Consider the following 22,967-nt stretch of genomic DNA (forward strand, 5'->3'; position numbering starts at 1 on the left):
GATGAAAATCCAACACTAAATTATGGAATAAGAAGGTTAATTGTTAGTTATGATTCTAGTAATGATTTACAGAATGATTTCCATAATAGAGATGTTTACTTAAAGTTTAACATAGCTTCTATACCAACAGTAAATTCAGCAAAATTGAGACTGACTATAGAGGGTAATATTTATAGTAACGAAACAGCTTCTTCAGATGCTGTAAAACCTAGATTAGTAATAAATGATCCTACATTGTCTTTAGAAAATGAATTAGATTTTAATAATATTAGTGTTTATCCTAATCCTATTACTGATAATTTTTATGTTAAAGGATTAACAAATGAAGAAGCAACTATATTTGTATATAATACTCTTGGGCAATTGTTAAAACAAGAAGTATATAATAATAGTGTAGATTTTAGTTCTCTAGAAGTAGGTGTGTATTATGTTAAAGTTTTAAATGGAGTAAAAGAAAAAATATTTAGTATTGTTAAAAAATAATAATTTTATTTTTTAAAATAAAAAAACCTGTCTTATGTAAATTAGACAGGTTTTGTTTTTTAGGATTGCTTTGTTACTGATAAAAACTTACTTCTAAATCATTCTCAATGATTACATAAAGATAGTTTGTTTTCTATCAGGACCAACAGAAACCACATGAATAGGGATTTCTAATTCTTTTTCTAGAAATGTGATATAGTCATTCAATTCTTTTGGAAATTGAGATTTATCTGTCATTTGCGTTAAATCTTCTTTCCATCCTGAAAATTCTGTATAGACAGGTTCTAGGTTTTCTGGTTCTATATTATAAGGTAAATGCGTAATGGTTTGTCCTTTGTATTTGTAAGCTGTACAAATTTTAAGTGTTTTAAAGCCGGAAAGTACATCGCCTTTCATCATCATTAATTTAGTAACACCATTTACTTGGCAAGCATATTTAAGAGCAACTAAGTCTAGCCATCCACAACGTCTTGCTCTTCCTGTAACAGCACCAAATTCATGACCTATTCTAGCCATATCTTCTCCAACTTTATCAAAAAGTTCTGTTGGGAAAGGGCCAGAACCAACTCTTGTAGTGTATGCTTTAAAGATACCATATACATCGCCAATTTGGTTTGGTGCTACACCTAAACCTGTACAAGCTCCTGCTGCTGTAGTGTTGCTTGAAGTTACAAAAGGGTAGGTACCAAAATCAATATCTAATAGCGAACCTTGTGCTCCTTCTGCAAGAATGCTTTTTCCTGATTTTTGAGCTTGGTATAAATATTCTTCGGAGTCAATAAATTGTAAAGATTTTAAAACTTTTACAGATTCAAAAAACTCTTTTTCCATTTCTTCTAAATCATATTGCACATCTACATTGTAAAAGGCAATCATAGCTTCGTGTTTATTCGCTAGAGCTCTGTATTTTTCTTTCCAGTCGCTTAATTCTAAATCTCCAACACGAATTCCGTTTCTACCGGTTTTATCCATGTAAGTTGGTCCAATACCTTTTAAGGTTGATCCAATTTTAGCTTTTCCTTTAGATGCTTCACTCGCAGCATCTAACAATCTGTGTGTTGGTAAAATTACGTGTGCTTTTCTAGAAATAATAAGCTTCTTTTTGTAATCTATATTGAATTGGTCTAAACCTTCTAGTTCTTTTGCAAAAACTACAGGATCAATTACTACACCATTACCAATTACATTGGTAGAATCTTCATGAAATATTCCGGAAGGAATGGTTCTTAAAACGTGTTTGATGCCATCAAATTCTAGCGTGTGTCCAGCGTTTGGACCACCTTGAAAACGTGCAATAATATTGTAGTTAGCGGTTAAAACGTCAACAATTTTTCCTTTGCCTTCGTCTCCCCATTGTAAACCTAGTAGTAAATCTACTGCCATTGTAATTTAGTTATTTAGTTGCTTTTTTTGTGCCGTAAAAATAGAGTGAATGATTAGTGATTTCAATATCAAAAACTTCTTCAATTGTTTTTTTGATAGATTGAATTCTAGGATCGCAAAACTCAATTACTTCCCCTGTATCTGTAAGGATAACGTGATCGTGTTGCTTATCAAAATAAGATTTTTCATAGTGTGCTTGACTTTGTCCAAATTGGTGTTTTCTTACCAATGCACATTCTAGAAGTAATTCTATTGTATTATAAAGAGTAGCTCTACTAACACGATATTTTTTATTTTTCATGTTTAGGTATAACGACTCAATGTCAAAATGTACTTCACTGTTATAAATTTCTTGAAGAATGGCATAACGCTCAGGCGTTTTACGATGTCCTTTACTTTCTAGAAATTTAGTAAATACATTTTTTACAATTTCTTGGTTTTTTGTATCTGTTTTTACACTCATAATTTCGGCGTAAATTTACACTTTTTATACTCTTCTAACCTTATCAATTCCATTAATTTTTTTAAGGTTATCCATAAGTTTTGTTAATAAGTTTTTGTTTTTTACTACTACATTAATTTTACCGGAGAATATACCATCATCACTTTGAAAGCTAATACTTTTCATGTTTACATGCATATTTGCAGAAATCAATTTAGTAATATCATTTACTAAGCCTAAATTATCGATTCCTGAAAGTATGAGTTGTGCAGAAAATTCTTGCTGACTTGAATCTATCCATTTTGCCGATAAAATCCTGTAAGCGTAATTAGACTGTAAGCTAACAGCGTTAGGGCAATTTTTTTTATGGACCTTAATTCCTTCGTTAACCGTTAAAAATCCAAAAACAGGATCTCCAGGAATAGGGTTGCAGCAGACTGCTAATTTATAGTCTAGTTTTTCTTCTTCTTTACCAAAAACAAGTAAATCATATTTATTGGTTATTTCATCTTTTTCAAGTTCTTCTTTGGTTAAAGTAGCTTTTCTAGATATTTTATTTTTAAAATAATTTACAAAAGCATTGCTTCTAGAAGCAGCGTATTCTTTAAGCATGATGTTATCTATAGCACCAGAACCTACACGAAAAAATAAATCTAAACTTGTTTTAAGTTTAAAATGGCTTACCATTTCGTTTATAGAGTTTTCATTTAAAGTTATTTTAAGTTGTTTTAATTTACGTCTTAAAATTTCTTTTCCTTCTTCTGCTACTAATTTAGTGCTTTCTTTTAAGGCTGTTTTTATTTTGCTTCTTGCTCTTGCTGTGGTTGCATAATCTAACCAGTTAGCATTTGGTTTTGCGCTTTCTGATGTTAATATATCTACTTGGTCTCCACTTTTTAATTCGTGACTTAAAGGAACTAGTTTGCCATTTACTTTTGCGCCTCTGGTTTTCATGCCAACTTCTGTGTGAATATTAAAGGCAAAGTCTAAAGGTGTTGCTCCTTTTGGCAAAGATTTTAAATCTCCTTGCGGTGTAAATACAAATATTTCTTTAGAGTAGAGGTTGAGTTTAAATTGCTCCACAAAGTCAACGGCATTTGCGCCATGATTTTCTAAAGCTTCTTGAAGTTTGTTAATCCAAGAGTCTAAACTATCATCTTCTTTATTTTCTTTGTTTTTGTATTTGTAGTGTGCAGCATACCCTTTTTCTGCAATTTCGTTCATACGTTCACTACGTACTTGTACTTCTACCCAACGGCCTTTTGGGCCCATTACAGTAATGTGTAATGCTTCGTAACCTGTAGATTTTGGTGATGAAATCCAGTCCCGAAGACGTGTAGGATTTGGTCTAAAATGATCTGTTACTATGGAATATATTTTCCAAGCTAGAAATTTTTCATTTGCGGCATCACTTTTATAAATAATACGAACTGCAAATTTATCATACACTTCATCAAAAGAAACCCCTTGATTGACCATTTTTCTTCGAATAGAAAAAATAGATTTAGGTCTTCCTTTTATTTCGTAATTAAGATTTTCTTTGTCTAGTGAATTTTTTATTACATCATTAAACTCTTTAATGTATAAATCTTGCTCTTCTTTGCTTTCTTTCATTTTAAGCAAAATGTCATTATACACTTCTGGTTCGGTGTATTTTAAGCCAAGATCTTCAAGTTCTGTTTTTATGTTATATAGTCCAATCCTGTGTGCTAAAGGAGCATAAATATATAGTGTTTCACTCGCAATTTTAACTTGTTTATCTGCTCGCATGGACTCCATAGTTTGCATATTGTGCAATCTGTCTGCTATTTTAATAATGATAACACGAACGTCATCATTAAGTGTGAGTAGCATTTTACGAAAGTTTTCTGCCTGCAAAGACACATCCATATCTTTTTTTAGCGAAGAAATTTTTGTGAGTCCGTCTACAATTCTAGCAACTGTTTCACCAAAAAGCTGCTCAATATCTTGAATAGAATAATCTTCATTATCTTCTACCACATCATGAAGCAAAGCAGCAGCAATAGAGGTTGCGTCTAGGCCAATTTCTTGGGCTACAATTTTGGCAACAGCTATTGGGTGAAAAATATATGCTTCACCAGATTTTCTGCGTTGGTCTTTGTGCGCATCTACAGCAACTTCAAAGGCTTTTCTTATTAGTTTTTTGTCTTCTGTAGAAAGCGTTCTGTAGCTTACTTTAAGTAGTTCTTTATACGCTTTGGTAATGGTTGCGTTTTCTTGTTCTATTTCTGCATCTGTCATAAGTATTAAAAATAATATAAAGAAAATTAATGTACAACCCTTTTTGCTTAAAGTTTAGGAAACGTAATGGTAAGAATTTATTTTCTCAAATTCTTAATCCTTTCTAATAAAGTTGGATGCGAATAATGCATAAATACATAGGCTTTATGTGTTGTTAAATTACTTAAACTGTTTTTAGATAGTTTTTTTAACGCTGTAATTAAAGGTAGTGGTTTATAGGTGTTTTTTGCATAATCATCTGCTTGGTATTCCATTTTTCTTGAAAACCAATTCATTAGTAGTCCTGTGATTTCTGAAAGCGGACTATATAAAATGCCAAAAGCGATTAAGCCAATATGAAAACTAGGGTTTTCTACGCCTAAAGCTTGCGATAATACAGGTTTAGAAATAAATAAGGAAAGTATAAAAAGAGTAAAGCCAGTAACAAGAATAGAAGCAGTTAAGTTAAATATAATGTGTTTCTTTTTATAGTGACCAACTTCATGGGCAAGTACAGCAACTATTTCTTCTTCTTCTAAATCGTTTATTAAAGTATCATATAAAGTCACGCGTTTTTCACTACCAAATCCAGAAAAATAAGCATTTGCTTTGGTACTTCTTTTAGAGCCATCAATCACAAAAATTTTGTCTAAAGTAAAGCCTACGGTTTTGGCGTAAGCAGATATTTTTTCGCGTAATGTACCATCTTCTAAAGGGGTTTGTTTGTTAAATAATGGTACAATTAGTTTGGCGTAAAACATATTTATAAAAACAGTAAATATAGTAACTAATGCCCAGGCGTATAGCCAAAAGTGTTTTCCTGTGGTTTGATAAAACCAAATAATAGCAGCTAGAATTATACTACCAAGAAAAGCCATCATAAACCATCCTTTTACCTTATCTAACCAAAACGTTTTTTTTGTGGTTTTGTTGAATCCAAATTTTTCTTCAATACCAAATGTTTTGTAATAGCTAAAAGGTGTAGTTAGTACATCGCTTCCTATCATTATAATCCCGAAGAAAATTAAAGCGATTACAATTGGATTTTCAGAAAAACTTCTCGCAAGGTTGTCGATAGCTTCAAAACCATCAAAAATTAAAAAGCCTAGTGTTAATACAATAGAGAACGAAGAGGTTAAAATACCAAATTTGTAATTGGTTGTCTTGTATTCTTGAGATTTTTTGTATTCGGTAGCATCATAAACATCATGCAGTTCATGAGGCACTTTGTCTTTAAAGTGTTTTGCGTTTAATGCATCTAAAATTTTATCGATTATAAAATCTATGATTAAAATGGCTATGATGATGTAGAATAGAGTGGTAGGTGTCATATAAATGTTTAGTTGTCATTGCTAGTCGTTTTTTTTTAACGATATGGCAATCTGTTTAATTTTATGAGACTGCTTCGTTTCTAGCAGTGATAATTTACTTAAAATTTCGCTGTCTTTTAGCTTCAAAAATTAGTATTCCTGCTGCAACAGAAACGTTCATAGAATCTATTTCGCCTTGCATTGGTATTTTAATGTTTTGTTTTGAGGCTTTTCTCCAAGCATCACTTAAACCATCAGCTTCTGTACCAACTACAATGGCAGAAGCTTTTGTGTAATCTTGCTCGTGATAGTTTACTGCTTCTTGTAAAATAGCACTATAAATGGCTATGTTGTTTTGCTTTAAAAAAGTTATAATTTCTTCAGTAGTTCCTGTTCCTATTTTATTAGTGAAAACACAGCCAACACTAGAACGAATAATGTTAGGGTTGTATAAGTCTGTTTTAGGGTTTGCAATTATTACAGCATCTACATTAGCAGCATCTGCAGTACGTAAAATAGCACCTATGTTTCCTGGTTTTTCTGGAGCTTCGGCAATTAAGAGTAATGGGTTTGGTGTGTTAAGTTTTAAGTTTTCAATGCTATGTTGTTTGCTTTTTGCAATAGCAATAATACCTTCTGTAGTGCTTCGGTATGCTAATTTTTGGTAAATTTCTTTAGATACTTCTATCATTTCAGCATCAGAAATAGGTAGTTTGTTTCGTTGTTCTTCAGAAAAAAGTTCCGGATAAAAAAGAATAGTTTCTAGCTTATACTTTCCTTTTAGTGCTAAAGAAATTTCACGTTCTCCTTCAATTAAAAACAATCCTGATTTCTTTCTGTTTTTAGATTTGTCTTTTAAAAGTACCAGTTCTTTTATGTAAGAATTTTGTGTGCTTGTTATTTGTTTGAACGCCATTAAACTACCTGTATTTGTAGATGCAAAGTTACATTATTATGCAACAAAAATTAAAGTAAATATCTAGTTTAATACTGTTGTAGCCTAAAAATTAAGAGTACCTATCTATAGGGTTGCATATAAAGACTTAAAAAAACCAAAGGGTGTGTCAAATTTATTAAAGAATAGTGCTAGACGTTAAAATTAAGTTATATAAACTGTCCTTTTTCGGAAGCTTTTTCTGTAATGACTATGTTTACATTTCGACAAAACCAAAAACCAATAAAAAATTAATTGATGAAAAATTACCTTTTAGCCATTACGATATTATTTGCTTTTTCGGCATGTAAACAAAACAACACCAAACCAGAAACTACAAAAACTACAGAAACTGTAGAAAAAGTAATGGTTGAAACACCAGAAGTTACGTATCCAGAAAACCTAACCAAAGTATTTGAAGCACATGGAGGTGTTGACCAATGGAAATCTATGAAATCTTTAGTTTTTACTATGGAAAAGCCAGATGGAAAAGAAGTGATAACCACCAACCTAATTTCAAGAGAAGGATTAGTAGATAACCCTAAAGAAAGTATTGGCTTTGATGGTGAAAAAGCATGGTTTTTAAATAAAACAGAAGGAGAGTACAACGGGAAAATGGCGAAATATAAATACAACTTAATGTTCTATTTTTATGCGATGCCTTTTATTCTTGCTGATGACGGAATTAACTATGCAGAGGCAGAACCTTTAGTTTTTGAAGGTGTTACTTACCCAGGAATACAGGTAACTTATGAAGCTGGAGTTGGTGAAACACCAGAAGATCGTTACGTGTTGTATTACAATCCAACAACCTATCAAATGGAGTGGTTAGGGTATACTGTTAGTTTTGTGCCAGGAATTGATAAAAAAGAATTACACTTTAGAAGGTATGATAATTGGCAAAAAGTAAATGGGTTGCTATTACCTAAAACAATTGTAGGTTATGGTTTTAAAGACGATAAGCCAACAGAAGCTAAAAATAGTACAGCGTTTATAGATGTTCAACTTAGTGATGAAGCTAAAGATGCTAATACATTTGCAAAACCTGAAAAAGGGGAATATGTACGTTAATACATATTTAAAATTATAAACAAAGCGAGCATTTTTTTAAAGCTCGCTTTTTTTATTAAAAATTATTTGTTTTGATTAGTACTTAAAGTGCTTTGCTATTATAATAATTTACCAATAGAGCAACTACATAGCTATAACTTTCCATGCCTCCTTCTTGCTTATTAGCTTTTAAAAAATTAGAATATACTGTTTCAAAAATAGGCTCTGTAATGTTTTCATAGCTTTTCCAGAATTCTTGTGTTTCTTGGTAGTTTTTTAAAATGCCAGGATGTATACTAATTAATAATTCTTGATAAATAATAGGATCTCTTCTATAAACTTCCAATAAGCAATGCTTTAGGCCAAAGGTGAAACCAGAATAATTAAAATAAATGTCTTCATTGTTTGTAGCTGCTAAAAAACCAATAAAATTAGCTTCGTTTTCTGCAGCATATCCTAATTGATGTGCTACTTCATGTGATGCAGTTGTAGGAAATTTATATTTAGGTATCAAGCCATCTACCTGTGCTTCATTAGTCATAGGGTTTAAATATCCTGAAAAACCCATGTATGTTAGTGGTATACTAAAAAGGGACTTTTTAATGCTTTTTGTGTGATATGCTAAATGCGGGAAATCTTTTTCTAAAACGGTATATCCATTTGGCACTTGTTTCAATAATTGGGTTTTACTATAAGGTATTACTACTTTTAACGTATCGTTTTTTGTAATTTGAAGATGTAATGTATTTGATTTTTTAATTAATTGTTTGGTTACCTCAATTAATTGTTGTGTAGTATAATCTGCCTGTAAGTTTAAATTTTGATGTAAAGGCAATCTATGGTAATTCATTCCCCATAATAAATGAAAAGCAAAATAAATTATAGAAACAGCAGCCAAAACATCTATCAGCCAATTTTTAGTGTCTTTAATAATTCTCCTTCTGTTTTTAAGTAACCATCTAATGCAATAGATAATAGAAAAAGCATAAAATAAATCGCCAAAAGAAAACGGAATCCATCCTAAAGTAAACCTAAAAATATTTGAAATTATAGGATATATACCATTACTGTAATATTGCTCTACATATTCAGGATACTTTGAAAGTATTCTAACTATAAAGTAGAGTGGAAGTATAGTAAAAGCAATATAAGGTTTTGGGTTTTTTAGCATCTTTCAAAAGTAAGCAAATGTTTGTAATACTTTATCTATAGGTTTTAAAAACCTGTAAGGTTTCTAGTAAGACTATTTGTATCTTTGCACTTTCAAATAAAATTTACAGATGAATTCAGAAATAAGACAATTAGAACCAAAACAACTTTGGAACAAGTTTGCAGACCTAAATGCAGTGCCACGAGCATCAAAAAAAGAAGAACGTGTTATTGCGTTTATGAAAGACTTTGGTAACAAATTAGGTTTAGAAACTATAGAAGATGAAGTTGGAAATGTAATTATTAAAAAGCCTGCAACCTCAGGAATGGAAGACCGAGTAACTATTGTAATGCAATCGCATTTAGATATGGTGCACCAAAAAAACAACGATACAGATTTTGATTTTGATACCCAAGGAATTGAAATGTATGTAGATGGAGATTGGGTTCGTGCAAAAGGAACCACACTAGGAGCAGACAATGGTTTAGGTGTTGCTACCATTATGGCTATTTTAGAGAGTACAGATATAGCACATCCTGCAATTGAAGCTTTATTTACCATTGATGAAGAAACAGGAATGACAGGTGCAATGGGATTAAAAGGAGGTTTGCTGGAAGGCGGAATTTTATTAAACCTAGATACCGAAGAAGATGATGAAATTGGTGTTGGTTGTGCAGGAGGAATTGATGTTACAGCAACAAGAACTTATGAGGTTGAAGAAACTCCAGAATTTAAAATAGGTTTTGCAGTTACAGTAAATGGTTTACAAGGTGGTCACTCAGGAATGCAAATTCATGAAGGTTTAGGTAATGCTAATAAAATCATGAATCGTGTTTTATTTGATGGTTTTGAAAATTTTGGTTTACGTATTTCTGAAATTGATGGAGGAAGCTTACGTAATGCAATACCAAGAGAAAGTAAAGCTATAGTTGCTATTGATGCTGTACATGAGGCTGCTTTTATTGCTGAAATGGCAGAAATGGAAAAAAGCATTAAAACCGAATTAAAAACTATGGAACCGGATTTAAAGATTACGGTTGCTAAAATAGATACACCAGAAACTATTATGGATCTTGGTGTACAAGAAGGAGTTACTCGTGCCATTTATGCCGCATGTAATGGTGTGTACAGAATGAGTGCAGATATTGAAGGTTTAGTAGAAACATCAAATAATATTGCAAGAGTAATTATAAAAGATGGCGCTATTAAAATAGGCTGTTTAACACGTAGCTCTGTAGAAAGTTCTAAAATGGATTTAGCCAATACGCTTCGTGCCACTTTTGAACTTACAGGTTGTGAGGTAGTGTTTTCTGGAGATTATCCTGGTTGGGCACCTAATATGGATTCTTCTATACTAAAAGTATTAGATGGTTTATATGAAAAAATGAATGGTGAAAAAGCACATGTTGCTGCATGTCATGCAGGATTAGAATGTGGTATTTTAGGAAGTAACTATCCAGATATGGAAATGATTAGTTTTGGTCCTACCATTAAAGGAGCGCATTCTCCAGATGAAAGAGCAAGTATTTCTTCTGCTCAAAAATACTGGAAGTTTGTTTTAGAAATTTTAAAAGAGATACCTAAAAAGTAATTACAGATTATTACAGAAATAAAAAAAAGCAGCTCTATGAGCTGCTTTTTTTATGAAATCAAATTCTAAATTACTTTAGAATTTCCATTATTTCTAAATCAAAAATCAAGTTAGTGTTTGGTGGTATTGGTCCCATTCCGTTAGCTCCATATCCTAAGTAACTAGGAATAAAAACGTGCGCTTTATCACCAACATTCATATTAAGCATTGCTTCTCTAAATCCAGGAACAAGAGTAGCAGTTTCGTTATAAATCATTGGAAATGGTTTATAACCATTTTGTTTGTCACGAGCTTCATTGTACTGGTTGTTTTCTTTAGCAACAGAAGCCCAACTAGTGTCAAATAATTTACCGTCTTCAAAATAACCAGCGTAATTAATTAATACTTTATCTGTAGCAGTTGGTTTTACTCCGTTTTTAGCTTCATTAATAATCATAACCAAACCTGTAGGTAGTTCTTTAACTGTACCTTCTAAATCTTTATTTTTTTCTAAAAAATTCTTAGTAGCTAGTTTCGCTTCTTCTTTAAGTTTCGCTTCTGCTTGTTCTTTTAATTCTTTAGTTCTCTCTGCTATTTTAGGTAATTCTTCAGTATATACTTTAGGAGCATTAAACGCTTTTGCAGCTTTTCCTTTTCTAATAATGTTTAGTTCGTTAATAACTACATCTTCAACAGGTTTGTTGCTAGGTTTTTGTGTTTCTACGTTTGAGATAGTGTCTTGTACTTCTAAGCCTAAAACAATTTCACCAAAAACAGCATGGCAACCAACTCTAGGGTTATCACATTTTTTTAGGTTTCCTTGTGCATCAAAAGCATCTAAATTAGGAGTAGCAACTTCTGTAATAAAAAACTGACTTCCATTTGTGTTTGCACCAGAATTAGCCATAGATAAAATTCCAGGTTTATTGTGTCTTAATTCTACATTAAACTCATCTGTAAATTTATAGCCAGGATCACCAGTTCCAGTTCCTGTAGGGTCTCCTCCTTGAATCATAAATTTGTCTATAACTCTGTGAAAGATAATTCCGTTGTAGTACCTTTTTCCTTTTAAAGAATCGGTAACATTAGGGTGTGTTCCTTCTGCAAGAGCAACAAAATTGGCAACAGTAACAGGTGCTTTTTCAAAATATAACTTAGCAACCATATTACCTTTATTGGTTACAAATTCTGCATAAAGACCATCTTCAAGATCTGGGTATTTGTCTTGGCAAGAAGTAGCGCTTAGCAATAGCGCTAAAATAAAAATTTTCATAGTTTGTTTTAAAAAATTCATTTTAATTAGATTGGTTTTGAGTTATTGAATTTACGGTAACTTCGCATATTAGCGGTACACTTGTACCAATTTTATTATTGTCTCCATAATAGCCATAAGCTTTTGGTGAAGGAAAAAGAAAGGTAACCGTTTCACCAGACTTCATAAGTTTTAAACCTTCACGTAATCCTGTGAATAGTTCTTGCTTATCCATAGCGTAGTTTTGGGTTTTTAATTCTTTTTTAGAATAGATAAGGTTTCCGTTTAGTGATTTTACATTGTAATTAAAATTTACAATGTCACCAAAATCAGGTTTTATTAAACTGTCTTCTATTTTTGTATTGTAATAATACCAAAAACCACTTTTAGAAGTGATGTATTTTTTTTCAGGATTTTTGTTCATTATAGCTTCAATACTAATTTTTTCTTTAGCATAAAGCTCTTTGTTGCGTTCTACAGATTCTTCAATAAAAGATCCTGAGGTAGCAGAAACAGGCCTTCTTGCTTCTGGTGATTTACAAGAAGCTAGTAGTAATAAGGTACAAGGTATAATTAAAAACTTATTCATTGTTTAAAGCTTTTTTATAGCTTGGTAATATACTAATAAAATTTTCAACGGTTTTGTTTAAATCGCAATCACTTTTTCCTCCAGCAGCATTTGTGTGTCCTCCTCCAGAAAAATGCGCTCTTGAAAATTCATTTACAGAAAAATCTCCTTTAGAGCGTAGAGATATTTTAATGATGTTTTGTTTGTGATCTTCAATAAAAATAGCTGCAAATATTATGTTTTTTAAAGAAAGCGCATAGTTAACAAAGCCTTCTGTATCTCCTTTTTTAAAATCAAAACTATTTAATTCTTCTTGCGTAAGTGTTATATATGCTGTTCTGTATTCTGGTAAAACTTTTAAATTACTTAAGGCACAGCCTAGTAGTTGCAGTCGGTTGTAGCTATTGGTGTCATGAACGGCATTATGTATTTTATCATTTTCAGCCCCTTTATCTATTAAGTCTGCTATTACTTTATGGGTTGTAGATGTGGTAGAAGAAAATCTAAAAGAACCTGTATCTGTCATAATACCTGTATATAAACAGGTAGCAATATTTGTATCTATTTTATCTACATCATCTAGCATTGCAATAAAATTATAGACCATTTCACAGGTAGAACTCATACTTACGTCACTATAAGTATATAGAGCGTAATTGTCTGGTTGCTGGTGATGGTCTATCATTATTTTTATAGCTTCACTTTTTTCTAGAATGGTTTCCATGTCTCCAGTTCTATTTAAAGCATTAAAATCTAAAGTAAAAATAATTTCAGCCTCATTAATTAAGCTTTCGCTTTCTTCGGTTTGCATGTCATATTTTAAAATAGTGTCTTCGCTAGGCATCCATTTTAAAAAATCAGGATAATCATTAGGAGCAATAACGCGTACTTGGTGCTTATATTTTAAAAGATAAAAATACAAACCTAAGGTAGATCCTATAGCATCTCCATCAGGGTTTTTATGAGGAACAATCACGATTTTTTTAGGCGATTGTAAAAGTATTTTTATGTTGTTGATATCTTGTTTTTTCATAGGTAGCGAAGATACAATTTTTTAATATTGGATTATATGGTTTTTAAGAAGAAATACATTACTTTTGCCAAAAATTTAAAATAAAAAAATGGCAACAAATAGAACATTTACAATGCTTAAACCAGATTCTGTTGAAAAAGGGAATATTGGTGCAATTTTAGAGAAAATTACAGCTTCAGGATTTAGAATTGTAGCTATGAAATTAACACAAATGACCACTGCAGATGCGCAAGCATTTTATGCAATACACAGCGAACGTCCTTTCTTTGGGGAGTTAGTAGAGTATATGACACGTGGACCAATTGTAGCTGCAATCTTAGAAAAAGACAATGCGGTTGAAGATTTTAGAACTTTAATTGGAGCTACCAATCCTGCAGATGCAGCAGAAGGTACTATACGTAAATTGTATGCAGCTTCTATTGGTGAAAACGCTGTTCACGGAAGTGATAGCGATGAAAATGCAGCTATTGAAGGTGCTTTTCATTTTTCTGGAAGAGAAATGTTCTAGAACATCTAAAATATTTAATATTAAAAGCCTGCTGTTTGCAGGCTTTTTTTGTTTCTATACTGTAGTATACAATACAATTAAAATAACTGTAGTATATTTATAAAAAAAAAATAATGAAAAATTCTACCAAACTTTTATTTGTTATACTCTTGTTTGCTCTTACTACTTATGCGCAAGAATCTCAGCAAAAAATAACTTCTTTTATAAAAGAGACCAATGCTACTGTTTCTCTTAATAAAAATACTAAGATTCCTAATTTTATAAAATTTCCGGCTAATAACGCTTTAACAGTAGAAGGTTTGACCTTAGAAGATAAAGCTTTTTCATTTTTAGAAATGTATAAAGACATCTTTAACATGTATTCTGTAAGCGAATCTTATGAGGTAGGAGAATTAAAAACAGATACCTACGGTTTTAAGCATCTTAGCTTAAATCAAGTGTATAATGGTGTTTCTGTGTATGATGGTAAATTAAAGTTTCATTTTAATAGAGATAATAAATTAACTGCTATTAACGGAAATTATATGCCTTTTATAAAGCTGCAAGCTACACCAAGTGTTTCAGTAGCAGAAGCAAATAGTATAGCTATTCAGGTTGTAAATAACCAAAAAATAAACATTTTAGGAGTGCCTTTAAAGGTTAATAAAAGCACCTTGTATATTTTTCAAAAAGGCTTGGTGCAAGGAGATTTTACATCTAAACATCTTGCATATGAAGTAGAAGTACGTAATGATAAAGATGTAAGAGAATTTGTTTTTGTAGATGCGCACACACAAGAAATTATAGAACAATTTACAGGTATGGCACATGCGCTTCATAGAATTGTGTATGAAGAAGACACTAGTAATATCATTTGGGAAGAAGGTGATGCTTTACCAGGAACATTAACTAGCTGGCAAATAAATGAAGTAGAAACTTCTGCGCAAGTATATTATATGTTTTATAATACTTTTGGACATGAATCTTATGATGGAGCAGGAGCACAAATGCAAACTGTTAATAATGATCCTAACGTAGCAAATGCTAGCTGGAACGGATCTACTACAAACTATAGAGATGGTACAGCAGCAGATGATGTTATTGCTCATGAATGGGGACACGCATATACAGAATACACTAGTGGTTTGGTTTATGCATGGCAACCAGGAGCAATTAATGAAGCTTATTCTGATATTTGGGGAGAAACGGTAGATTTACTGAATAGTTATGAAGATGCAGGCGAAGATTTTTCTTTAAGAACGAGTTGTGGTAGTTCAGATAGATGGCGCATGGGAGAAGATGCTACTTTTTTTAGTGCTCCAATTCGTGATCTTTGGGATCCTACTTGTAATGGACATCCTGGAAAACTTACAGATTCTCAATATTATTGCAGTGATAGTGATTCTGGTGGTGTACATGTAAATTCAGGAATACCAAATCATGCTTATGCTTTGTTGGTTGATGGTGGTACATATAATGGGCAAACCATCAACGGAATTGGTTTTACCAAAGCAGCTCATATTTTTTGGAGAGCACAAAGTACATATCTTACAGCTACAAGTGATTTTGCTGCTTTAGCAGATGCTTTAGAAACTTCTTGTACAGATTTAATAGGTATAAACCTTGAAGGAATTACAACAACAAGTACTCCTGCAGGAGCATCTGGAGAAATTATTAGCGCTTCTGATTACAATGAATTAGTGAAAGCGCTTTTAGCGGTAGAATTACGTATAGCACCTGATCAATGTGATTTTGAGGCTATTTTAAATGAAACTCCAACATTATGCGAAGCTGCAAGTAGTAATCCTGTGTTTTTTGAAGATTGGGAGTCTGGTTTAGGAGATTGGCTAGTTGCTGAAACACCAAGTAATGCTGCTACTTGGGAGTCTAGACCTTGGGGTATAAATACAAATTTACCAAGTGACAGAGAAGGACAAGGAGTTTTTGGTTCAGATCCTGTAAATGGAGATTGTGTTACCGATTTACAAAACGGAATCATAAGTCTTGAAAGTCCGTTAATTACATTGCCAGATTTTACAGATGGTGTTTATGAAATGGCTTTTGATCATTATGTGGCAACAGAGTCTCAATGGGATGGTGGTAATTTAAAATACAGTGTTACTAATGGTCTTTTCTGGAATATTGTTCCTGGTTCTGCGTTTACCTATAATGCTTATAATAATACTTTAAATTCAAGTGCAGAAGGTAATGATAACCCAATGCAAGGAGAAGAAGCTTTTACAGGATCAGATGGTGGTGCTGTTACAGGTAGTTGGGGAACAAGCGTTATTGATTTATCTGCCATTGGTCTAGGAGCCAATAGTACTGTAAAATTTAAATGGGAAATTGGTACAGATGGATGTAATGGTTTAGATGGTTGGTATTTAGATGATGTTGTAGTTTATAACTGCGCTAGAGTCTTGTCTGTTACAGCATTTGAAACTTTAAATAGTAGTATAAAAGTATATCCTAATCCTTCCAATGGATTGTTTACTATACTAAAAACGCAAAATATAGATTTACAAACTGCACGTATTCATACTATTAATGGAAGGTTTATTAAACAAATAGATTTAAGTGCTATGCAAGAAGAAAAGCAATTAGATATTGCAGATTTTGCTTCTGGTATTTATTTTATGACTATTACTACTGCAGAAAGTAAAACAGTTATAAAACTTATTAAAGAATAAGTATACATAAAAATAAAATTATAAAAGCGCAACAGGTTTAGGTTGTGCTTTTATGTTTTTGATATATTAGAGAAAATGAAAACCAAGTTACAGATATTTAAAGTGGTTGCTAAGCATTTAAGTTTTACTAAAGCAGCAGAGCAGTTGTTTGTTTCGCAACCAGCAATATCTAAGTCTATAAAAAATTTAGAAGAAGAATATAAAACAACCTTTTTTACTAGAAAACGAAACTCTATAGCGCTTACCCAAGAAGGGAAAGCTTTTCTTTTGTACGCCAATAAAATACTAGCTGTTTTTTCTGAAATGGAGGAACGGTTTTTACATAAAAAAGATGTTTTTCCTGAAATTATTAATTTAGGTGTAAGTACCACATTATCTAATTATATTATTCCTAAAATAATTGCAAAATTTAGAGCGCAATACCCAAAAATAAAATTTAATATTATTAGTGATAATTCTGAGCATATTGAAGATTTTATTTTAAACGAAGAAATCGATTTTGGTATAACAGAAGGTAGTATCTCTAATCCTAAATTACATTTTGATAAATTTATAAAAGATGAAATTGTATTAGTAACCAATGTACATAACCAGCTTTTTACAAAAGGAAGTATAGATATACAAACCTTACAAAAAATACCAATAATTGAACGCGAAAAAGGTTCTGGTACCAAAGAGATTATAGATAGGTTTTTATTAAAAAATAATATTAAAGCTTTAAAAAGCGTAGTTTCTTTAAATAGTACAGAGGCAATTAAAAACTACTTGTATCACTCAGACCATTATGCACTATTATCTATACATGCTATTCAAAATGATTTGATTAATAATAAATTAAAAATTATTGATATTAAAGATTTAAGTATAGAAAGGTGGTTTTACTTTATAAAAAGAACGGGTTATCAATCTAAAACTATAGATTATTTAGAAAAATTTATTCGCACTAGTTATAACTTATAGTTATTGCGGATAACAAATTAAATTGCTTACAGGTTATCTCTAAGGGTTACTTTTGTATTCATAATTATGAATGCTATGAAAGACCTATTTTCAAAAATCACTTACTTCTTTATTATTCTTATTGCTCTTTTGGGTGTAATAAATAGTCCTACAGCTTTGGTTTTGGGTTTTATGTTTACATTGTTTTTTAATAACCCTTATGGAGCTTATAGTCAGAAAGCATTTCAGTTATTCTTAAAAATATCTGTTGTTGGTTTAGGGTTTGGTATGTATATTAATGAAACCATAGAAACTAGTAAAGAGGGGTTGTTGTTAACAATGCTTTCTATTTTTTTAACGCTAACTTTAGGATATTATTTAGCAAGAATTTTAAAATTAGATTTACAATTAGGGCACCTCATTACTTCAGGAACAGCTATTTGTGGTGGTAGTGCTATAGCAGCAATATCACCAGTAATTAAAGCTAAAAACAAAACTATAAGTATAGCATTAGGTGTTGTGTTTTTATTAAATGCTATTGCTTTGTTTGTTTTTCCGGTAATTGGTCATGTGCTAAATTTGACACAACAGCAATTTGGTTTGTGGTGTGCCATTGCAATACATGATACAAGTTCTGTAGTAGGAGCAGCTTTAGGTTATGGAGATGAAGCCTTAAAAATTGCAACTACGGTTAAACTGTCTAGAACCTTATGGATTATTCCTTTATCTATTTTATCTATGTTTTTGTTTAAAACAAAAGGCGAAAAAATAAAGATTCCTTATTTTATTATTTTGTTTATAGCTGCTATTGTAATAAACAGTTACGCTTTGTTGCCTGCTACTGTTACCAGTTTTGTTGTGCTTATGGCTAAACGCTTATTAGTAATTACGCTATTTCTAGTAGGATCTACAATATCTATAAAAGATATAAAAACTTCTGGTACGAAGCCTTTTTTGTTTGCAGTATTATTATGGGTATTTATTTCTGTATTTACTTTGCTTTATATCTTGAGCTAATCGCGTATGTAAGATTTAAAACAAAATGTAACCAACAAAAAAACGCAACCAAATTGGTTGCGTTTTTGTCCTAAAAAGATAAGCGTATATATTAGATAACTTTTACGTTTATTGCGTTTAATCCTTTTTTTCCTTCTGTTAATTCGAACTCCACTTCATCGCCTTCACGAATCTCATCGATTAATCCCGAAATGTGTACAAAATGTTCTTTGTTTGAACCTTCTTCTGTGATAAAACCAAATCCTTTGGTATCGTTGAAGAACTTAACTGTTCCTTTACTCATTGTTAAAATATTAAATATTAATTATTTATGTTAGGACAAATATAGTGCCAATAAATTGAATAAGTTGTATTTATTTGTGTTTTATCTTAAAATTAGTTTTTTTATAACCTCTTTACCTAGGCTCTCATTAAGCATTTTAATGATTTTTTCCTTGCCATAACTTAATTCTTCCCTTAAAACACTAGAGCTTAGTTGTATGTATAGGGTTTCTCTATCTAGTTTTACAGCTGTTGTGTAGTTATTTACTCCGTTTCCCATTAAATTAGCCCAAGCATCTTCTACATTAACTTTGTCTAAGCCACGTTCTAATTTATTTGTTTCTACAAATTCTTTTAAAGCATCTGCTATGCTTAAGTTTTCGTTATTACGTTTTGCCATGTTTTGTATTCCGCGAAAGCGAAAATCTCTTTTATTTAATTTTTATTTTAATCCTTCTAAATCTAAAGGTTTATAGCGCTTGTATAAATATACGTCCTTATTTTGGTTTACTATTTTAAGTTGCTCTTTAGTTGCTAACAAAATACTTTCTTTCCAGGTAGCAAATGCGGTGGTGTAGTATATGTTTAATGTGTCATTTTCTATTGCCATCTTAATGTTTTCGGTGTCTTTTGATGTTTCAAAAGTGCCAGAAAAATTAGGTTTTAATTTTGTTCTAAAACCAGTAAGACTATCGTTTATTTCAAAATAATCAATAGTGTCATTGTAGTTGTAGTTTTTTTTGCTTCCGTCATGAAGGGTTACTTCATCAATTTCCCAGTAACCATTTATATGTTTTATAAGTGTTTCTGGGTTTGGTGAGCAGCTTAAAATAAGTAGTGTTAATAATAGTAATGCGTATTGTTTCATAACTTGAAAATTTCAAAAGATTGGTGTACTTGTTTTACTGCATTTTCTGTACGTTCAGCATGTGTGTCGCTAATAAATAGTTGTCCAAAATTTTCATCATCCACCAACTTAATAATTTGCGCAACACGTTGTTCGTCTAACTTATCAAAAATATCATCTAAAAGCAAAATAGGGTTTACTCCACTTTGTTTTTTAATAAAATCGAATTGTGCCAATTTTAAAGCAATTAAAAATGATTTTTGTTGCCCTTGACTTCCAAACTTTTTAATAGGATGTTCTTCAATATTAAAAATTAAATCGTCTTTATGAATACCAGTACTGGTATACTGTAACGCTTTGTCTTTGTTAATTACTCGCATTAAAAGCGTGTTGAGGTCTGCTTCAAATAAATCACTTTTATACACCAATTCTACAGCTTCATTGTTATTGCTAATGGCTTTGTATCTCGATTTAAATATAGGAATAAACTCTTGTAAAAAGGCGTCTCGTTTTTTAAAAATTCGGGTTCCATAATCGGTTAATTGGTTGTTATACACCTCAATGGTATCTTGATTGTAAGTGTTGTTTAGAGCAAAATACTTTAATAAAGAGTTACGTTGCGCTAAAATCTTGTTGTACTTAATTAAATCATCTAAATACGTTTTATCGCTTTGCGAAATCACACTATCTATAAATTTACGTCTAGTATCACTTCCTTCGGTAATTAAATCTCTATCTGCTGGCGAAATAATAACCAAAGGTAAAAAGCCAATGTGCTCGCTAAATTTTTCGTAGGCTTTATTATTTCGTTTAATAACTTTTTTTTGCCCTCTTTTTAAACTAATGGCAATTTTTTCGATGTTGTTTTCTTTTTCATAATCACCATTAATCACAAAAAATTCTTCGTTATGCTTTATATTTTGCGATGCAACAGGGTTAAAGTAACTTTTGCCAAAAGATAAATGGTAAATAGCATCTAGTACATTGGTTTTTCCTATACCATTATTACCAACAATGCAATTTATCTTTTCATTAAAGGTAAAGCTAATGCTGTCAAAATTCTTGTAATTGAGCAAAGAAAGTGATTTTAAAATCATAAAAAAGGGAGATAAACGTAATTCAGGAAGTTGTTTTCTTAAAATGTCTTGCAAAATATTGAAAAATAACAAATAAATAATCCTTATTTCTGAAGAAAAATTTTATTTTTGCCACGCAATAATTAATAATATATGGCAACGTACAAGAAAAGAGGATATAAACCGAAAACGAAAGAAGAAGTAGAGCATGTTGAAGAAGAAAACTCAACAACTGCAGAAGTTTTTAATACATTAGATGAAACAGCTTCAAAAACAGAAGACTGGGTTGTTAAAAACCAAAAATACATTTTTGTAATCATAGGTATAGTAGCTGTAGGTGTTTTAGGGTACTTAGGTTATAAAGAGTTTGTAGCTAAACCAGCACAAACTGAAGCGATGAACGATATGTTTCAAGCGCAAAAATACTATAACGAAGCTGTAACAGGAACCGAAAAAGATTCTTTATTTAATTTAGCATTAAATGGAGGAGAAGGTAAGTATGGTATGTTAGATATTATATCTGAACACAGCGGAACAGAAGCTGCTAACCTTGCAAATTACTATGCAGGAATGGCTTATTTAAACATGAAAGATTACAAGAATGCAGTTTCGTATTTAAGTGATTATACTGGTAAAGATGAAGCTACAGGACCTATTGCTAAAGGAGCTATTGGTGATGCTTTTGTACAATTAAACCAAAAAGAAGACGCTTTAGGTTATTATGTGCAAGCTGCAGATATGCGTAACAATGCCTTAACTACACCAATGTACTTATATAAAGCAGGTATAATAGCTTTAGATTTAGGTAAAGCAGGTGATGCATTAAAATATTTTACTACAATTAAAGAAGAATACCCTTCTGCAACAGAAGCTACAAATATTGATGTATTTATAGGTAAAGCAGAAGTGTTGGCAAATAAATAAATTACCGCTTTCGCGGAAAAGAAACATGGCAACAGTAAATAAAAATTTATCTGATTACGATAAAGACACAATCCCAAACGCGAAAAACTTTCGGTTTGGGATTGTTGTTTCAGAATGGAATAATAATATTACCGAAGGCTTATTTAATGGAGCTTTTAATACACTAATTGAAAATGGTGTAGAAGAAGATAATATTCTTCGTTGGAATGTTCCAGGAAGCTACGAGCTTATTTTTGGTTGCAAAAAAATGCAACAATACAAAGTAGATGCTGTAATTGCAATTGGTAGTGTTATTCAAGGCGAAACCAAACATTTTGACTTTGTTTGTGAAGCAGTTTCACAAGGAATTAAAGATTTAAATGTTTTACATGATGTTCCTGTTATTTTCTGTGTACTTACAGATATGAACATGCAACAAGGTATTGAGCGTTCTGGAGGTATTCATGGTAATAAAGGAACCGAAGCTGCTGTGGCAGCAATTAAAATGGCACACTTAAATACACTTTAGTTTTTTTGTAAACGTGTAGGCTTAGTAAGTGGTTTCTTTAAAGTAAATATTTTTTAATCGTAGCTTTGTGTTTGCAAGCGCTACTTCTATGCTTGCTAAGCAGTCTTCAATAAGGTATTCGCTTTAAGTGAATATTTTTTTTCCATTAAATTTGTGCCTTAAGGGCTTTGTTACAATTGTTTCCGTTTTCAGGCTAGCAATACAAAATGTTAACAATTTTTAGCACTTTCAAACCAATATTTCCTTGTAAATTAAGTAAATTTGAAGGTAACACATACTTTTAATTTATAGTGATATTCAAGCAACGCAAAAATAAATCGTTTAACTATACTCCAAGACACCTTAGAGAACAGGAACAAGCCAAAAAAGAAGACTTAGCTTCAAAATGGGAAGAAATAAGAGGTACATCTAAACGAAAAGGAAGTTTTTTTTCAAGCCTACCTATAATGGTGTTATTTTTGATAGCTGTATTAGTACTGTTATACATTTTAGGTGGTTACCAATAAAGCAAGAGATTATGGGTATTTTTAAAACAAGAAAAAATAAAAGATTTGGTTATGAACCTCGTTTTTATAAAGGCGAAGGAAATCCTTATGAAATAAAGCACAAATTTGATGAACACAGACAAACTGTTGGTAGTCAAGGAGGAATAAAAACCAAGCTAGTTTCTGCATTAAATGACTATAAAAATAATGAAGATAAAACCGCAAATAAACGTGTTTTAATTATTCTTGCTATTCTCATCTTTGTATTTTTGTTTATTATAGATTTTGACTTATCTATATTCTTTTCAAAATAATTT

At 31.4% G+C, this 22,967-nt stretch carries 24 protein-coding genes; 11 read left to right on the top strand and 13 right to left on the bottom strand.

Annotated features, from left to right (window positions below; all coding sequences use genetic code 11):
* Positions 1-144: 144 nt before the first annotated feature.
* Positions 145-483 (top strand): T9SS type A sorting domain-containing protein, encoded by a 339-nt coding sequence (locus KO494_RS14195; RefSeq protein WP_215968288.1) that lies wholly within the window; start codon positions 145-147, stop codon positions 481-483.
* A gap of 111 nt (positions 484-594) precedes the next feature.
* On the opposite strand, the gene KO494_RS14200 is transcribed toward KO494_RS14195, so the two are convergent.
* The 5 genes from KO494_RS14200 to KO494_RS14220 form a co-directional block, all read right to left on the bottom strand.
* Complete coding sequence (locus tag KO494_RS14200; protein WP_215968289.1) at positions 595-1,866, bottom strand: adenylosuccinate synthase; 1,272 nt, start codon at positions 1,864-1,866, stop codon at positions 595-597.
* Between the two features lie 10 nt (positions 1,867-1,876).
* A complete protein-coding gene (locus tag KO494_RS14205; protein ID WP_215968290.1) occupies positions 1,877-2,329 on the bottom strand; it encodes a Fur family transcriptional regulator in 453 nt (150 codons plus the stop codon).
* Positions 2,330-2,353: 24 nt separating this feature from the next.
* Entirely contained in the window at positions 2,354-4,570 is a 2,217-nt protein-coding gene (locus KO494_RS14210; RefSeq protein ID WP_215968291.1) for a bifunctional (p)ppGpp synthetase/guanosine-3',5'-bis(diphosphate) 3'-pyrophosphohydrolase, read from the bottom strand.
* Positions 4,571-4,647: 77 nt separating this feature from the next.
* The gene (locus KO494_RS14215) at positions 4,648-5,880 is read right to left on the bottom strand and encodes a M48 family metallopeptidase (protein ID WP_215968292.1); all 1,233 of its coding nucleotides are present in this window, start codon (positions 5,878-5,880) and stop codon (positions 4,648-4,650) included.
* A 94-nt stretch (positions 5,881-5,974) separates the two neighbouring features.
* Positions 5,975-6,775, bottom strand: coding sequence for an RNA methyltransferase (locus tag KO494_RS14220; RefSeq protein ID WP_215968293.1), 801 nt, complete (start codon positions 6,773-6,775; stop codon positions 5,975-5,977).
* A gap of 276 nt (positions 6,776-7,051) precedes the next feature.
* Between KO494_RS14220 and KO494_RS14225 the strand changes: the two genes are divergently transcribed.
* Entirely contained in the window at positions 7,052-7,864 is an 813-nt protein-coding gene (locus tag KO494_RS14225; protein WP_215968294.1) for a DUF6503 family protein, read from the top strand.
* A gap of 82 nt (positions 7,865-7,946) precedes the next feature.
* Here KO494_RS14225 and KO494_RS14230 read toward each other — a convergent pair whose 3' ends face one another.
* Positions 7,947-9,014 (bottom strand): DUF3810 domain-containing protein, encoded by a 1,068-nt coding sequence (locus KO494_RS14230; RefSeq protein WP_215968295.1) that lies wholly within the window; start codon positions 9,012-9,014, stop codon positions 7,947-7,949.
* Positions 9,015-9,123: 109 nt separating this feature from the next.
* Here KO494_RS14230 and KO494_RS14235 point away from each other — a divergent pair, with 109 nt between their 5' ends.
* A complete protein-coding gene (locus tag KO494_RS14235) occupies positions 9,124-10,584 on the top strand; it encodes an aminoacyl-histidine dipeptidase (protein ID WP_215968296.1) in 1,461 nt (486 codons plus the stop codon).
* Positions 10,585-10,654: 70 nt separating this feature from the next.
* On the opposite strand, the gene KO494_RS14240 is transcribed toward KO494_RS14235, so the two are convergent.
* From KO494_RS14240 to KO494_RS14250, 3 genes are read right to left on the bottom strand one after another with little or no spacing between them, the layout of a single operon-like run.
* Positions 10,655-11,836 (bottom strand): peptidylprolyl isomerase, encoded by a 1,182-nt coding sequence (locus KO494_RS14240; protein WP_215968297.1) that lies wholly within the window; start codon positions 11,834-11,836, stop codon positions 10,655-10,657.
* A gap of 22 nt (positions 11,837-11,858) precedes the next feature.
* Complete coding sequence (gene gldI, locus KO494_RS14245) at positions 11,859-12,404, bottom strand: gliding motility-associated peptidyl-prolyl isomerase GldI (RefSeq protein ID WP_215968298.1); 546 nt, start codon at positions 12,402-12,404, stop codon at positions 11,859-11,861.
* On the bottom strand, positions 12,397-13,416 hold the full coding sequence (locus KO494_RS14250; RefSeq protein ID WP_215968299.1) for a bifunctional oligoribonuclease/PAP phosphatase NrnA: 1,020 nt from the start codon (positions 13,414-13,416) through the stop codon (positions 12,397-12,399). Before KO494_RS14250 ends, gldI begins: the two co-directional genes overlap by 8 nt.
* Before the next feature lie 88 nt (positions 13,417-13,504).
* Between KO494_RS14250 and KO494_RS14255 the strand changes: the two genes are divergently transcribed.
* The 4 genes from KO494_RS14255 to KO494_RS14270 all read left to right on the top strand — a co-directional run bounded on the left by KO494_RS14255 (position 13,505) and on the right by KO494_RS14270 (position 18,549).
* On the top strand, positions 13,505-13,924 hold the full coding sequence (locus KO494_RS14255) for a nucleoside-diphosphate kinase (protein ID WP_215968300.1): 420 nt from the start codon (positions 13,505-13,507) through the stop codon (positions 13,922-13,924).
* Positions 13,925-14,037: 113 nt separating this feature from the next.
* Complete coding sequence (locus KO494_RS14260; RefSeq protein ID WP_215968301.1) at positions 14,038-16,593, top strand: M4 family metallopeptidase; 2,556 nt, start codon at positions 14,038-14,040, stop codon at positions 16,591-16,593.
* Between the two features lie 75 nt (positions 16,594-16,668).
* Positions 16,669-17,553 (top strand): LysR substrate-binding domain-containing protein, encoded by an 885-nt coding sequence (locus tag KO494_RS14265; protein WP_215968302.1) that lies wholly within the window; start codon positions 16,669-16,671, stop codon positions 17,551-17,553.
* A 75-nt stretch (positions 17,554-17,628) separates the two neighbouring features.
* Complete coding sequence (locus KO494_RS14270) at positions 17,629-18,549, top strand: YeiH family protein (RefSeq protein WP_215968303.1); 921 nt, start codon at positions 17,629-17,631, stop codon at positions 18,547-18,549.
* Positions 18,550-18,640: 91 nt separating this feature from the next.
* Here the strand turns inward: KO494_RS14270 and KO494_RS14275 are convergent, their stop codons facing one another.
* The 4 genes from KO494_RS14275 to KO494_RS14290 all read right to left on the bottom strand — a co-directional run bounded on the left by KO494_RS14275 (position 18,641) and on the right by KO494_RS14290 (position 20,754).
* Positions 18,641-18,832, bottom strand: a complete 192-nt coding sequence (locus KO494_RS14275) for a cold-shock protein (protein WP_183488476.1) — start codon at positions 18,830-18,832, stop codon at positions 18,641-18,643.
* An 81-nt stretch (positions 18,833-18,913) separates the two neighbouring features.
* Entirely contained in the window at positions 18,914-19,210 is a 297-nt protein-coding gene (locus KO494_RS14280) for a DUF721 domain-containing protein (protein WP_215968304.1), read from the bottom strand.
* A gap of 42 nt (positions 19,211-19,252) precedes the next feature.
* On the bottom strand, positions 19,253-19,678 hold the full coding sequence (locus KO494_RS14285) for a hypothetical protein (RefSeq protein ID WP_215968305.1): 426 nt from the start codon (positions 19,676-19,678) through the stop codon (positions 19,253-19,255).
* Complete coding sequence (locus KO494_RS14290) at positions 19,675-20,754, bottom strand: DNA replication/repair protein RecF (RefSeq protein ID WP_215968392.1); 1,080 nt, start codon at positions 20,752-20,754, stop codon at positions 19,675-19,677. The genes KO494_RS14285 and KO494_RS14290 overlap by 4 nt, the downstream gene beginning before the upstream one ends.
* A gap of 132 nt (positions 20,755-20,886) precedes the next feature.
* On the opposite strand from KO494_RS14290, the gene KO494_RS14295 reads away from it, so the two are divergent.
* The 4 genes from KO494_RS14295 to KO494_RS14310 all read left to right on the top strand — a co-directional run bounded on the left by KO494_RS14295 (position 20,887) and on the right by KO494_RS14310 (position 22,964).
* The gene (locus tag KO494_RS14295; RefSeq protein ID WP_215968306.1) at positions 20,887-21,657 is read left to right on the top strand and encodes a tetratricopeptide repeat protein; all 771 of its coding nucleotides are present in this window, start codon (positions 20,887-20,889) and stop codon (positions 21,655-21,657) included.
* A 25-nt stretch (positions 21,658-21,682) separates the two neighbouring features.
* A complete protein-coding gene (gene ribH, locus KO494_RS14300) occupies positions 21,683-22,165 on the top strand; it encodes a 6,7-dimethyl-8-ribityllumazine synthase (RefSeq protein WP_215968307.1) in 483 nt (160 codons plus the stop codon).
* 290 nt (positions 22,166-22,455) lie between these two features.
* Complete coding sequence (locus KO494_RS14305; protein ID WP_215968308.1) at positions 22,456-22,671, top strand: hypothetical protein; 216 nt, start codon at positions 22,456-22,458, stop codon at positions 22,669-22,671.
* A gap of 11 nt (positions 22,672-22,682) precedes the next feature.
* On the top strand, positions 22,683-22,964 hold the full coding sequence (locus tag KO494_RS14310) for a riboflavin synthase subunit beta (protein WP_215968309.1): 282 nt from the start codon (positions 22,683-22,685) through the stop codon (positions 22,962-22,964).
* Positions 22,965-22,967 lie beyond the last annotated feature (3 nt).

Origin of the sequence: Lacinutrix sp. C3R15 (assembly GCF_018860825.1) — a bacterium.
Taxonomy (GTDB): Bacteria; Bacteroidota; Bacteroidia; order Flavobacteriales; family Flavobacteriaceae; genus Oceanihabitans.